The sequence below is a fragment of the Intrasporangium calvum DSM 43043 genome (genome assembly GCF_000184685.1).
In the GTDB taxonomy this organism is placed as follows: domain Bacteria; phylum Actinomycetota; class Actinomycetes; order Actinomycetales; family Dermatophilaceae; genus Intrasporangium; species Intrasporangium calvum.
In genome coordinates, this window is sequence record NC_014830.1 from 1,924,046 (window position 1) to 1,936,644 (window position 12,599).

The 12,599-nt window shown below is 71.1% G+C and carries 13 protein-coding genes; 8 read left to right on the forward strand and 5 right to left on the reverse strand.

Going from position 1 to position 12,599, the window contains the following annotated elements; all coding sequences use genetic code 11:
• The first annotated feature begins 49 nt into the window (after window positions 1-49).
• Window positions 50-1,012, forward strand: a complete 963-nt coding sequence (locus tag INTCA_RS08585; RefSeq protein ID WP_013492523.1) for a heme o synthase — start codon at window positions 50-52, stop codon at window positions 1,010-1,012.
• A gap of 57 nt (window positions 1,013-1,069) precedes the next feature.
• Here the strand turns inward: INTCA_RS08585 and INTCA_RS08590 are convergent, their stop codons facing one another.
• From INTCA_RS08590 to INTCA_RS08610, 5 genes are all read right to left on the reverse strand, one after another.
• Window positions 1,070-2,005, reverse strand: coding sequence for an NUDIX hydrolase (locus INTCA_RS08590; RefSeq protein ID WP_013492524.1), 936 nt, complete (start codon window positions 2,003-2,005; stop codon window positions 1,070-1,072).
• Between the two features lie 38 nt (window positions 2,006-2,043).
• The gene (locus INTCA_RS08595) at window positions 2,044-2,970 is read right to left on the reverse strand and encodes a COX15/CtaA family protein (protein ID WP_052337992.1); all 927 of its coding nucleotides are present in this window, start codon (window positions 2,968-2,970) and stop codon (window positions 2,044-2,046) included.
• Window positions 2,971-3,115: 145 nt separating this feature from the next.
• Entirely contained in the window at window positions 3,116-3,598 is a 483-nt protein-coding gene (locus tag INTCA_RS08600; protein ID WP_013492526.1) for a hypothetical protein, read from the reverse strand.
• A gap of 84 nt (window positions 3,599-3,682) precedes the next feature.
• On the reverse strand, window positions 3,683-4,477 hold the full coding sequence (locus tag INTCA_RS08605; RefSeq protein WP_013492527.1) for an ABC transporter permease: 795 nt from the start codon (window positions 4,475-4,477) through the stop codon (window positions 3,683-3,685).
• The gene (locus INTCA_RS08610; protein ID WP_013492528.1) at window positions 4,474-5,214 is read right to left on the reverse strand and encodes an ABC transporter ATP-binding protein; all 741 of its coding nucleotides are present in this window, start codon (window positions 5,212-5,214) and stop codon (window positions 4,474-4,476) included. The genes INTCA_RS08605 and INTCA_RS08610 overlap by 4 nt, the downstream gene beginning before the upstream one ends.
• A 64-nt stretch (window positions 5,215-5,278) precedes the next feature.
• Between INTCA_RS08610 and INTCA_RS08615 the strand changes: the two genes are divergently transcribed.
• The 7 genes from INTCA_RS08615 to INTCA_RS08645 are packed head-to-tail and all read left to right on the forward strand — an operon-like array spanning window position 5,279 to window position 12,599.
• Complete coding sequence (locus tag INTCA_RS08615) at window positions 5,279-5,929, forward strand: phosphatidylserine decarboxylase (RefSeq protein ID WP_013492529.1); 651 nt, start codon at window positions 5,279-5,281, stop codon at window positions 5,927-5,929.
• Complete coding sequence (locus tag INTCA_RS08620) at window positions 5,926-6,885, forward strand: CDP-alcohol phosphatidyltransferase family protein (protein ID WP_013492530.1); 960 nt, start codon at window positions 5,926-5,928, stop codon at window positions 6,883-6,885. Before INTCA_RS08615 ends, INTCA_RS08620 begins: the two co-directional genes overlap by 4 nt.
• 48 nt (window positions 6,886-6,933) lie before the next feature.
• Window positions 6,934-7,767 carry a helix-turn-helix transcriptional regulator gene (locus tag INTCA_RS08625; protein ID WP_013492531.1) on the forward strand — a complete coding sequence of 278 codons (834 nt, stop codon included), beginning with the start codon at window positions 6,934-6,936 and terminating at the stop codon, window positions 7,765-7,767.
• Window positions 7,764-9,185: a Fe-S cluster assembly protein SufB gene (gene sufB, locus INTCA_RS08630; RefSeq protein WP_013492532.1), complete on the forward strand. Its 1,422-nt coding sequence runs from the start codon at window positions 7,764-7,766 to the stop codon at window positions 9,183-9,185. The genes INTCA_RS08625 and sufB overlap by 4 nt, the downstream gene beginning before the upstream one ends.
• Window positions 9,185-10,483, forward strand: coding sequence for a Fe-S cluster assembly protein SufD (sufD, locus tag INTCA_RS08635; protein WP_013492533.1), 1,299 nt, complete (start codon window positions 9,185-9,187; stop codon window positions 10,481-10,483). Before sufB ends, sufD begins: the two co-directional genes overlap by 1 nt.
• A 5-nt stretch (window positions 10,484-10,488) precedes the next feature.
• Entirely contained in the window at window positions 10,489-11,259 is a 771-nt protein-coding gene (gene sufC, locus INTCA_RS08640) for a Fe-S cluster assembly ATPase SufC (RefSeq protein WP_013492534.1), read from the forward strand.
• A gap of 14 nt (window positions 11,260-11,273) precedes the next feature.
• Complete coding sequence (locus tag INTCA_RS08645; protein ID WP_013492535.1) at window positions 11,274-12,599, forward strand: SufS family cysteine desulfurase; 1,326 nt, start codon at window positions 11,274-11,276, stop codon at window positions 12,597-12,599.

Genomic DNA, 12,599 nt, shown 5'->3' on the forward strand with positions numbered 1-12,599 from the left:
CACCGGAGAGTCGGGCGCGACGGAACTGCGACGAAGACAAGGACTGCTTTTGACTACGGTGGACGCCCGCGCCGAGCTCTCGGCGCTCTCCGGTCCGGACGGCAGTGGGCTGCGGTTCCTGGTCGGGCAGTACGTCTCGCTGATGAAGCCCCGGATCATCGAGCTGCTCCTGATCACCACGATCCCGGTCATGTTCCTTGCCGCCGGCGGCGTCCCCAACCTCCTGCTCGTGCTCGCGACGCTGGTCGGCGGCACCCTGTCCGCGGGAGCGGCCAACACGCTGAACTGCTACATCGACCGGGACATCGACGCGGTGATGCACCGGACCAGCAAGCGCCCGCTCGTCACCGGGACGATCAGCCCGCGCGCGGCCCTGACCTTCGGCGCTGTCCTGGGCGTCGCCTCGACGGTGTGGCTGGGGCTCCTCGTCAACTGGCTCAGCGCCTGGCTGGCGCTGGCGGCGCTGCTGTTCTACGTCTTCGGTTACACCTTGCTGCTCAAGCGCCGGACCGCGCAGAACATCGTCTGGGGTGGCGCCGCAGGCTGCATGCCGGTGCTCATCGGCTGGTCTGCGGTGACGGGCTCGATCAGCTGGTCCGCGCTCATCCTCTTCATGGTCATCTTCTTCTGGACGCCTCCGCACTACTGGCCGCTCTCGATGCGTTTCAAGCAGGACTACGCCAAGGCCGAGGTCCCGATGCTGCCGGTGCTCGAGGAGATGGTGGTCGTGGCCCGGCAGATCGCGCTGTACGCGTGGGCCATGGTGCTGACGTCGCTCGCGCTGGTCCCGGTCGGGTCGATGGGTTGGATCTACACAGCGACGGCGGTCGGGGCCGGCGTGCTCTTCCTGGCAGAGGCGCACCGACTCCTCGCCTCGGCGCGCTCCGGTGCTCCCGAGTCCAAGCTGCGCCCGATGCGCCTGTTCCACTTCTCCATCACGTACTTGACGATCCTCTTCGTCGGGGTGGCCCTGGACCCCATCTGGCACCTCGCCCTTCCCGGCCTCGCCTGAGGCCGGGTGGCCACGCGAGGCGTATGCCGCTGAGCTGAGTTCCGCTCGTTCGCGGGCTCACGTCCGGGGTGGCTCCCACTCCGGGCGCAGTCCGTCCTCGAGGTACGCGATGGGCGACGGGCTGCTGGCGCCCTGCGTCACGGAGCGGAGCATCCGTGCGGTGTACGCGGCGACCCGCTCGACCCAGACCGACTCGTCGGCCCAGTGCACGGCCCGGATCTCGCGGTCCTCCAGAACGAGCCGGTCGGTGATGTCGGACGCCGCCACGCCGAGGTCGAAGACCAGGAGGACGGCGTCGCGCCAGCCGAGCCAGGGTGGCATCCAGTTGACCGCGAGCAGGCCCGTGGGCTCGACCGTCAGGCCGAGCTCCTCCTCGATCTCACGGACGAGGCAGCTCGCCGGCGACTCGTCCGGGTCGACGACCCCCCCGGGCAGGTCCCATTCGGCCTTGTAGGCCAGCTCGCACAGGAGGATGTCGCCCCGCTCGTTGCGGAGCACCCCCTGGGCGATCGCTCGCTTGAGGGGGAGCGCCGAGTCGAGCATGGCGGTGAAACCCTCCCGCGTCCCGGGTGCGGGGTCGTTCTCGAGGCGTCCGAGGAGGACGGTGTCGTCGGTCTGTGCCCCGCTTCGGACGTTGGCGCGGAGCAGCCCCTCCCGGCGCAGTCCCGCGCGCAGGGCGACCCGGAGGGCTGAGCGGTTGACCGGGTTGACCCGTGCCTCGACTCGTCCGAGGCCGAGCGTGCTGAAGGCGAAGTCGATGACCAGCCGCACCGCCCGGGTGGCGATGCCCTGGCCGCGATAGGGCTCGTGCACGACCCAGGACAGCGAGCCGACGCCCTCACTGAGCTGCCGGACCTCGACCGACCCCGCGACGTTCCCCCGCCACTCGACGAGGAAGGTCGCCCGTGCCAGGAGCTCCTCGCCGTTCTCCGTCGTCCACCGTCGCAGCAGCAGGTCGCCGTCGCGCAAGGTGGCTTGCTCCGGGTGGTCCACGAGGTCAACCTAGCCGTCAGGGGAGCCGGTCGACCCGGCTAGACCGGGAGTCGACGGGTCTCGAGGATCCCGCGGGTCAGCGCGACGACGAGCAGGCTCGCACCGAGCATGTGGAGCAGGACGAGGAGCTCGGGCAGGCCGGCGAAGTACTGGGCGTAGCCGACGAAGCCCTGGGCGACGGTCACGTAGAGAACGACGTCCCAGACTCGCTTCGTCCGTGCCGTGGTCGAGGTGAGGCGGACCGCGACGATGGTCGCGATGACCAGCCCGACGAAGAGCATCACCGCGTCCGCGTGCATCCAGGAGACGAACCGAGGTTCGAAGCCGGTGCGAGCGGGCGTGTCCGCATCACCCGAGTGCGGGCCGGAACCGGTGACGACCACGCCGAGGGCGAGCACGACGAGGCCGACGCCGGCTGTCGCCCACGAGAGCCGGTGCGCCAGGGGGTGGACGGTGAGCTCTCCGGGGCCCGACTCGTCGTCCTGCGCGCCCCGGACCAGCGTCGTGGAGAGGCCGATGAGCACCATGGACACGAGGAAGTGGAACATGACGGTCCACGGGTTCAGTCCGGTGCGGACGGTGATCCCGCCGACGACCGCCTGCGCGACGACGCCCAGGAGCACCCCGTAGGCGACCAGGTGCAGCCGTCGCCGCTCCGGCCACGTGCTCACGACGGCCCAGACGGACAGCACTGCGAGGACGGCCAGCACGCCGGTCAGGGTCCGGTTCCCGAACTCGACGAGATCGTGGTACTCGCTTGCGGAGGTGCGCACCGGGGTGAACGAACCGGGCTGGCACTCGGGCCACGTCGAGCAGCCCAGGCCGCTCCCGGTCAGGCGGACGATCCCGCCGGTGACGACGATGCCGACCTCGGCGACGAGGTTCGCGACGAGAATCGGTCGCACCCAGCGGCCCAGGATGTGCGTCGAGGCAGGTTGGGGCGGGGCGGACGTAGGCGTTGACACGTGTGAGAGCGTATGCCCGCCCAGGGTTCGGTGGCGCACCGACCCGGGGTGCACCACGGCACGCTCGGGGCCGGCAGCCCAACGTCTGGGACGACGGGACCGGGACCATCGCGGTCGCCACGCGCATCGGGCCGGGGTCCGCCGATCAGCCGAGGTCCGACCACACCGCCGCGCTACCCGCATGGCCGGCGAGGACGATCGTCACGACGAGCGACAGCGAGGCGAGGACGACGAGCACCGCGAGGATCACCTCAAGCGGCCGAGTCGTGACGTCCTCCCGGGACCGTGGTCCGAGCAGCCAGGCGGCCGCGAGGACGATCGCCATGAACACCGTCGCCGCCAGACGGACCCGGTAGCCGGCGTCGACGTGCGCCTGGACGAGCTCGAAGTCGGTCGACGCTGCCCTCACCTGCGAGATCCTGACGAGCAACGCCTCGCCACTCTCGGCGCCGACCCAGGCAAGTCCGGCGGCGAGGACGGCTCCGGTCGCGGTGGCCCAGCGCAGCGGGCCGCGCCATCGTGGCACCAGGGCGAAGAGCGCGGCCAGGACGGCGAGGAGCGGCACCAGGACGACGAGGCCGTGGACGACCAGCGCGTGCATCGGGAGGCCGAGGATGAAGTCGAACACTGCCCCTCCAGGTGGGTGTCGTCGCGCCGCGACACGGTGTGCGGCCGGCCCCGTCTCGCGCGGCCGGCCCCAAGTCTGATCCAGTCAGTCGTCGAACCGGAACAGCCGCGCCGCGAGGAGCGTCGCGAGGCCTGCCCACCCGAGGACGACGAGGAGGGCCGGCCCGTTCAGCGAGCCGTCGACGAGTGCGCTCCGTAGCCCGTCTCCGAGTGCTGCAGAGGGCAGGAGGGCGGCGGGCCCCGCCCAGGCGTCCGGCAGCTGCGAGCGCGGCAGGATGACCCCTCCGAGAGCGAGGAAGAGGACCCAGAGGAGGTTGGCGAGGGCGAGGACTGCCTCGGCTCGGAGCGTCCCTCCGACGAGGAGGGCCAGTGCGACGAAGGCCCAGGTTCCGACGATGACGAAGAGCACCGCGGGCAGCACCCCGGCCAGGGCCGGCGTCCAGCCGAGCCCGAGGCCGAGGCCTCCGAGCAGCAGGACCTGGAGCGCGAGCACCGCGAGGGTGGCGAGAACCTTGGCGGCGACGAGCCCGGAGCGACCGAGCGGTGTGACACCGAGATAGCGGAGCACGCCGTAGCGGCGGTCGAAGCCGGTGGCGATCGCCTGCGACGTGAAGGCGGACGAGATGACCGAGAGGGCGAGGACACCGGGGACGGCGAGGTCGATCCGGTCACCCGTCCCGAGCGACGGGGTGCTCGTGGCCCGCAGACCCAGGAGCACCATGGCGGGGAGGATGAGCGAGACGAGGAGCTGCTCGCCGTTGCGCAACAGGGTGCCGATCTCGAAGCGAGCCTGGGCGACGACCCGCTGGGACGGGGCCGCGGCCCGCTGGGCGTCGGCCCCGGGGCCGGGCGTCGCCGGCCGGACGCTCTGGGTGGTCATGCCCGGCCTCTCGTCGTCAGTCCGAAGTAGACGTCCTCGAGCGACCGACCCCCGGTCACCGAGTCGAGGCTGCCCTCGGCCACCGTGCGCCCGGCGTTCATGATGACGAGATGGTCGGCGAGCCGCTCGGCCTCCTCGAACGAGTGGGTCGTCACGACCACGGTCGTCCCCTCGTCCCGGAGGGCCCGGATGATGTCCCACACCTCGAGGCGTCCGTGCGGGTCGAGCCCGGCTGCCGGCTCGTCCAGGAACAGCACCTCGGGGCGGCCGAGCAGGGCGGCCGCGAGCGCGAGGCGTTGCTTCTGGCCGCCGGAGAGACGGCGGATCGTCGTCCCGGCGAAGTCGACGACCCCGAGCCGTCGGGCCGTCGCCCCCACGTCCGCGGGCGCGGCGTAGAACCGGCTCAGGTGGTCGAGCAGGCGCATCGGCTTGCTGCCCCCCGGAAGGCCGCCGGTCTGGAGCATCACCCCGACCTTGGCCCGGTGGTCGGCGTCGGCCTCGGCGGGGTCGGCTCCGAGGACGCGGACCACGCCGCGGTCCGGTCGGCCCAGGCCCACGGCGCACTCGACGGCGGTGGTCTTGCCGGCGCCGTTGGGCCCCAGCACCGCGGTGATCCGACCGGTGGCCGCCTGCCAGGAAAGGCCGTCCAGGGCGTGGACCGAGCCGTAGCTGCGGTGCAGCTCGGTCAGGGTCACGGCGAAATCTGCTGCTGACCCCTCGTGTCCGGCCTCCGTCATGATGGATGAGTCTAGGCTCGGGTCCGGTCACGCAACGAACCCCCCACCGCCCGGAGCAGCCCCCGTGAAGATCGACCCCGCCGCCAAGCCGTTCACCGCGCTGGCCGCTGTCCCCACCGTCATCGCCGCTGTTGCACGCAGGCCGCGCGTCACCGTGGCTCTCGGCCTGCTCACGGCGGGCGTCACGTTGTTCTTCCGGGACCCGGACCGCGCTCCGGACCGGGCCCCGGTCGGTGACCAAGATGTCGTCCTCGCGCCGGCCGACGGGATGGTCGTGCATGCGGGCCCAGCTCAGGAGGGGGTCGCGCCAGAGGGGGACTGGCAGCAGGTCAGCATCTTCCTGTCCCTGCTCGACGTCCACATCAACCGCTCGCCGTACGGTGGCCGGGTCGTCAGCGTCTCGCACGTGCCCGGCCGGTTCCTCGCCGCGTACCGGGCCGCCAGCGCCACGCAGAACGAGCGGAGCGAGATCGTCGTGGAGCGGGTCGTCGACGGGCGGCCCCGCCGGGTGGTCTACCGGCAGCTCGTCGGCCAGCTGGCTCGGCGCATCGTCACCCGGGTCCAGGCCGGGGACGAGGTGGGGACCGGTGAGCGGATGGGCCTGATGAAGTTCGGGTCGCGGATGGATGTCTTCCTCCCGCCGGAGGTGGTCCTCGAGGTGACCAAGGGGCAGCGGGCGGTCGCCGGCGAGACCGTGCTCGGACGGTTCCGGTGAGCGAGGACGCCGGGCGGCCCAGGGCCCGTCGAGCCCGACAGCGGGTCGTCCGCGGCTGGCGGCTGGTCTCGCAGACCGGTGCCCGCGTCGTCCCGCTGAGCCGCGTCAACCCGCGGGTCCGCGCCAAGGTGATGCTCCCCAGCCTCTTCACCCTCGGCAACATGGTCTGTGGCTTCTCCGCCGTGCTGATGGCCTTCCAGGGCCGGTTCGGGGTCGCGGCCGTGCTCATCGCCGCGTCGATCGTGCTCGACATCTCCGACGGGGCCGTCGCCCGCGCCGTGGGGGCGATCACGCCCTTCGGGCTGCAGTTCGACTCCCTCGCCGACCTCGTCTCCTTCGGCATCGCGCCGGCGGTGCTCGTCTACACGTGGGCCCTGCCGTCCTACCCGCAGTGGGCCTGGACGGGCGCGATGTTCTGGCGGGCCTGCGCTGCCTACCGGCTGGCCCGCTTCAACGTGACCATCGACCCGATGGCCGACAAGCGGTACTTCATCGGCCTGCCCAGCCCCGGAGCGGCCGGGGTCGTCATCGCCACGGTCTTCGCGATCGACCAGCCGCTCCAGGGGCCGCTGCTGCCCATCGCGGCCGGCGTCCTCCCGGCGGCCCTGATGGCGACGTCCTACCGCTTCCGGTCCTTCCGCGGCCTGCTCTCGACGAAGAACCCGCTCCAGACGTTCGGGCTGCTCGCCCTGGTGCTGGTCGGGCTCGTCCTCGCGCCGCGGACCACCGGGATCGTGATCGCCTACGGGTATGTCCTCACCTCGCCGTTGGGAGGGGCCACGGCCCCGCTGCGTCGCCGGTGGTTCGGACCGGACGCGGTGGCGCCGCCGCGGGTTCGCATGCCGTCGGTGATCATGCCGGTGCAGCCGGACCCCGTCATCGACGGCGAGGCGGCCGTCGAGGCCGACCCCGACGAGCCGTGCGGGCCGTCGAGCGCGGACCCCTCATCCAAGTAAGGCGCGCCTTACTAGCCCACTCTCAGGCAATTACGTCACAATGGTGTGGTGTTTATCGGTGAGCAGCTGGCGAACGCGGCAAAGGACGGCGACCTCGCGTCGCCCTCCGAGTCGCGCACCCGCTCCCGGGTCCTGCACATGGTCTCCGCGGAGGGGCCGATCACCGCTGCCGAGCTCGGTCGGCACCTCGACCTGACCCCGGCGGCGGTGCGTCGCCACCTCGACGCCCTCGTCGAGCAGGGGGCCGTGATCGAGCACGAGCCGTCCGGCGTCCGGCGGGGGCGTGGCCGTCCGGCGCGGGCCTACGTCATCTCCGAGGGCGGACACCGCGCCCTCGAGGCCGACTACGACTCGCTGGCGGTCGAGGTGCTGCGCTACCTCTCCGAGCACGCCGGCCCCCAGGCCGTCGCCGACTTCGCCCGCAGCCGCGTCGCCGCCCTCGAGGAGAGGTATGCCGCTCAGCTCGGTGCCGCCGGCAGCGACCCGAGCGCGCGGGCTGAGACCCTCGTCGACCTGCTCACCCGGGACGGGTTCGCCGCCTCGGCGAGGCCGGTGCATGCCGGGCCGCTCGCCGGCGTCCAGCTCTGCCAGGGCCACTGCCCGGTCCAGCACGCGGCGGAGCAGTTCCCCGCGTTCTGCGAGGCCGAGACCGACGCGTTCTCGCGGCTGCTCGGCGTCCACGTCCAGCGGCTCGCCACGCTGGCCGGCGGCGACCACGTGTGCACGACCTTCGTCCCGGCCGCCGCAGTGGGCCGGAAGACCCACGACGGTCCTGCTGTTGACGAGAGGGTCCCCGGCGCAGCGGCGACGGACAGCGGCGAGCCAGCCCAGCGGCATACGACCATCTCGAACGAACCAACCAAGGAAGGGTCCCGTTCATGACCACCCACATCGAAGAGCTCAACCCGGGCCTGAAGGACATCGGGCGCTACGAGTACGGCTGGGCCGACTCCGACGCCGCCGGCTCCTCGGCCCGGCGCGGTCTCAACGAGGAGGTCGTCCGAGACATCTCCGCCCGCAAGAGCGAGCCGGAGTGGATGACGAAGCTGCGGCTGAAGGGCCTCTCCCTGTTCGGGAAGAAGCCGATGCCGGCCTGGGGCTCCGACCTCACGGGGATCGACTTCCAGAACATCAAGTACTTCGTGAAGTCCACCGAGAAGCAGGCCACGACGTGGGACGAGCTGCCGGAGGACATCAAGAACACCTACGACCGGCTCGGCATCCCCGAGGCCGAGAAGCAGCGCCTCGTCTCCGGCGTCGCCGCGCAGTACGAGTCCGAGGTCGTCTACCACCAGATCCGCGAGGATCTGGAGGAGCAGGGCGTCATCTTCCTCGACACGGACTCCGCCCTCAAGCAGCACGAGGACCTCTTCCGCGAGCACTTCGCGACGGTGATCCCCGCGGGCGACAACAAGTTCGCCTCGCTCAACACCGCGGTGTGGTCCGGTGGCTCCTTCATCTATGTGCCCCCCGGTGTCCACGTCGACATCCCGCTGCAGGCCTACTTCCGGATCAACACCGAGAACATGGGCCAGTTCGAGCGGACCCTGATCATCGCCGACGAAGGCTCCTACGTGCACTACGTCGAGGGCTGCACCGCCCCGATCTACAAGTCCGACTCCCTCCACTCGGCGGTCGTCGAGATCATCGTCAAGAAGAACGCCCGCGTGCGCTACACGACGATCCAGAACTGGTCGAACAACGTCTACAACCTCGTCACCAAGCGCGCGGTCTGCGAGGAGGGCGCGACCATGGAGTGGGTCGACGGCAACATCGGCTCCAAGGTGACGATGAAGTACCCAGCCGTCTTCCTCATGGGCGAGCACGCCAAGGGTGAGACGCTCTCCATCGCCTTCGCCGGCGAGGGCCAGCACCAGGACACCGGCTCCAAGATGGTCCACGCCGCCCCCAACACGAAGAGCTCGATCATCAGCAAGTCCGTGGCTCGCGGGGGCGGTCGCGCGTCCTACCGTGGCCTCGTCCAGGTCCTGGAGGGTGCGCACCACTCCGCCTCGACGGTCCGGTGCGACGCACTGCTCGTCGACACGATCAGCCGCTCCGACACCTACCCCTACGTCGACATCCGCGAGGACGACGTCTCGATGGGTCACGAGGCGACCGTCTCCAAGGTCTCCGAGGACCAGCTGTTCTACCTCATGTCCCGCGGCATGGCCGAGGACGAGGCCATGGCGATGATCGTCCGTGGGTTCATCGAGCCCATCGCCCGCGAGCTGCCGATGGAGTACGCCCTCGAGCTCAACCGCCTCATCGAACTCCAGATGGAAGGAGCCGTCGGCTGATGTCCGTTGCCGACACGCTTGCCGAGTCCGCCGACGCGATCGCGCAGGGCACGGGGACGACCCACGTCGACCCTGCAGCCGCCCGGGGTTTCGTGCCCGAGCAGTCCCGCGCCGAGCGCACCGCGTCGTTCGACCTCGCCGACTTCGCCGTCCCCAAGGGGCGCGAGGAGGAGTGGCGCTTCACCCCGGTGAAGAAGCTCGCGGCCCTGCTCGCCGAGGGCAGCAGCCCCGCGCTCGACTGGACGCTGGACCTGCCCGAGGGCGTCACCACCTCGACGATCACTGCCGAGGCGGCGCGCGGGCTCGGGATCCTCCCGCCCCAGGACCGGGCGGCAGCAGTCGCCGCGGCCGGCGCCCAGGAGGTCCTCCTCGTCGACATCGCGCCGGAGGCCGAGCTCACCCAGCCGGTGCGGCTGCTCCTCGACGGGACCGGGACGGACGGCGCCGTGGCGCACGCACACCTGGTCATCCGCGCCGGCCACCACTCCCGCGCCACGGTCGTCATCGACCACCAGGGCCGAGGGCAGCTCACCGAGCTCGTCTCCGTCCTCACCGAGGACGCCTCGGACCTCACCGTCGTCGCCGGTCAGCGGTGGGCGGACGACGCGATCCACCTCGCGCAGCACGATGCCCTGGTGGGCCGCGACTCCCGATACCGCCACATCTCCGTGACCCTGGGCGGCGAGGTGGTCCGCCTCAACGCCAACGTCCGTTACGCAGGTCCGGGCGGCGACGCGACCCTCCTCGGGGTCTACTTCGCCGACTCAGGCCAGCACCTGGAGCACCGGTCCTTCGTCGACCACAACACGGCGCACTGCAAGAGCCTGGTCACCTACAAGGGGGCCCTCCAGGGCGGCACGGCCCGCACCGTCTGGGTCGGCGACGCCCTCATCCGCGCCGCCGCCGAGGGCACCGACACGTACGAGCTCAACCGGAACCTCATCCTCACCGAGGGTGCGCGCGCCGACTCCGTGCCCAACCTCGAGATCGAGACGGGCGAGATCAAGGGCGCCGGGCACGCGTCCGCGACGGGCCGGTTCGACGACCTTCAGCTGTTCTACCTCCAGGCACGTGGGATCCCCGAGGAGGAGGCCAAGCGCCTCGTCGTGCGCGGCTTCTTCGCGGACGTCGTCCGCGAGATCCCGCTCCCGGACCTCCGTGACGAGGTGAGCGCCGCGATCGAGGCGGAGCTCGCTGCGACCGCCTACGCCGCTCCCACCACTGCGCCGTCCGGCCCGACGCCCGACGCCGCGCCCAGCACGACCGACCACTCGCTCGACCGCACCAAGGAGAACTGACCCACATGAGCACGCTCGAGATCAAGGGACTCACCGTCTCGGTGGAGACCGAGGACGGCCCCAAGGAGATCCTGCGCGGGGTCGACCTCACCGTGAAGTCGGGGGAGACCCACGCCATCATGGGCCCGAACGGCTCCGGCAAGTCCACGCTCGCCTACAGCGTGGCCGGCCACCCGAAGTACACCGTCACCGGCGGCACCGTCACGCTCGACGGTGAGGACGTCCTGTCGATGAGCGTCGACGAGCGCGCCAGGGCCGGTCTCTTCCTCGCGATGCAGTACCCCGTGGAGGTGCCCGGGGTGACCGTGAGCAACTTCCTGCGGACAGCCAAGACCGCCATCGACGGCGAGGCCCCCAAGCTGCGCACCTGGGTCAAGGACATGAAGTCCGCCATGGCCAACCTGCGCATGGACCCGGTGTTCGCCGAGCGCAACGTCAACGAGGGGTTCTCCGGTGGCGAGAAGAAGCGTCACGAGATCCTCCAGCTCGAGCTGCTGAGGCCCAAGGTGGCGATCCTCGACGAGACGGACTCCGGTCTGGACGTCGACGCGCTCAAGGTCGTCAGCGAGGGTGTCAACCGGGCGAAGCTGGACAACGACCTGGGCGTCCTGCTCATCACCCACTACACGCGCATCCTGCGCTACATCAAGCCGGACTTCGTCCATGTGTTCATCGACGGGCGGATCGTCGAGGAGGGCGGCCCCGAGCTGGCGGACCGGCTCGAGGAAGAGGGCTACGACCGCTACGCGACGGCGACCGCCGTCGAGGGCGTCTGAGAGGTCCTACCGAGATGAGCTCTGCCGCACAGCTGCACCCCGGCGCCTTGACGGACGAGGAGGTCGCCGCGATCCGCAGCGACTTCCCGATCCTGTCGCGCACCGTGCGCGACGGCAGGCCCCTCGTCTACCTCGACTCGGGGGCCACGTCCCACAAGCCGACCGTCGTCCTCGACGCCGAACGGTCCTTCTACGAGCAGCACAACGCAGCCGTCCACCGCGGCGCGCACCAGCTCGCCGAGGAGGCCACGGACGACTACGAGAGCGCCCGCGAGACCATCGCCCGGTTCATCGGGGCCCCGTCGGCCGAGGTCGTGTTCACGAAGAACGCGACCGAGGCCCTCAACCTCGTCGCCTACGCGTTCTCCAACGCTGCACCGACCGACGACCCGAAGGACGCCCGTTTCGTCCTCGGTCGAGGGGACGAGATCCTCGTCACGGAGATGGAGCACCACGCCAACCTCGTGCCCTGGCAGGAGCTGGCCCGGCGCACCGGAGCGACGCTCCGCTGGATCCCGCTCGGCCCGGACGGGGCCCTCGACCTGTCGGGCCTCGGCTCGCTCCTGACGGAGCGGACCAAGGTCCTCGCGGTGGCGCACGTGTCCAACGTCCTCGGCACCATCAACCCCGTGAGCGACCTCGCCGAGCGCGCCCACGCGCTGGGTGCGCTCGTCGTCGTCGACGCGTGCCAGTCGGTTCCGCATCTGCCCGTCGACGTCACGACACTTGGGGCCGACTTCATCGCGTTCAGCGGCCACAAGCTGTACGGGCCGATGGGCATCGGGGTCCTCTGGGGGCGCGCCGAGCTGCTCGACGTCATGCCGCCCTTCCTCACCGGGGGCTCGATGATCGAGCTCGTGACGATGGAGCGTTCCACGTGGGCCCCGGCTCCGCAGAAGTTCGAGGCCGGTGTCCCGAATGCCGCCCAGGCGGTCGGTCTCGCAGCAGCGGTCCGGTGGGTCGAGCAGATCGGGCTGCAGCGCATCCAGGCGCACGAGGCGGCCCTCGTCGACGAGCTCCTGGCCGGCCTGGAGGAACGCCCGTGGGTCCGCGTCGTCGGTCCTCCCCGGGGCGTGCCACGGGGAGGGGCGGTGGCCTTCGTCGTCGACGGGGTCCACGCCCACGACGTGGGCCAGGTCCTCGACGACGCAGGGGTCGCTGTCCGGGTCGGCCACCACTGCGCCTGGCCCCTTCACCGCGCGCTCGACGCCGCGGCGACCACCAGAGCCTCCTTCGCCGTGCACAGCACCCGACATGAGGTCGCGGCCCTCCTCGAGGCCCTCGACCGGGTGCCGGTGATCTTCGGTCTCGACGTGCAGACGCCGGCCGGGGTGCGCTGA

Coding starts and splice junctions, on each gene's coding strand:
- INTCA_RS08605 (WP_013492527.1), bottom strand. CDS start 4,477: ATGACCACCCAGAGCGTCCGGCCGGCGACGCCCGGCCCCGGGGCCGAC.
- sufC (WP_013492534.1), top strand. CDS start 10,489: ATGAGCACGCTCGAGATCAAGGGACTCACCGTCTCGGTGGAGACCGAG.
- sufB (WP_013492532.1), top strand. CDS start 7,764: ATGACCACCCACATCGAAGAGCTCAACCCGGGCCTGAAGGACATCGGG.
- sufD (WP_013492533.1), top strand. CDS start 9,185: ATGTCCGTTGCCGACACGCTTGCCGAGTCCGCCGACGCGATCGCGCAG.
- INTCA_RS08645 (WP_013492535.1), top strand. CDS start 11,274: ATGAGCTCTGCCGCACAGCTGCACCCCGGCGCCTTGACGGACGAGGAG.
- INTCA_RS08610 (WP_013492528.1), bottom strand. CDS start 5,214: ATGACGGAGGCCGGACACGAGGGGTCAGCAGCAGATTTCGCCGTGACC.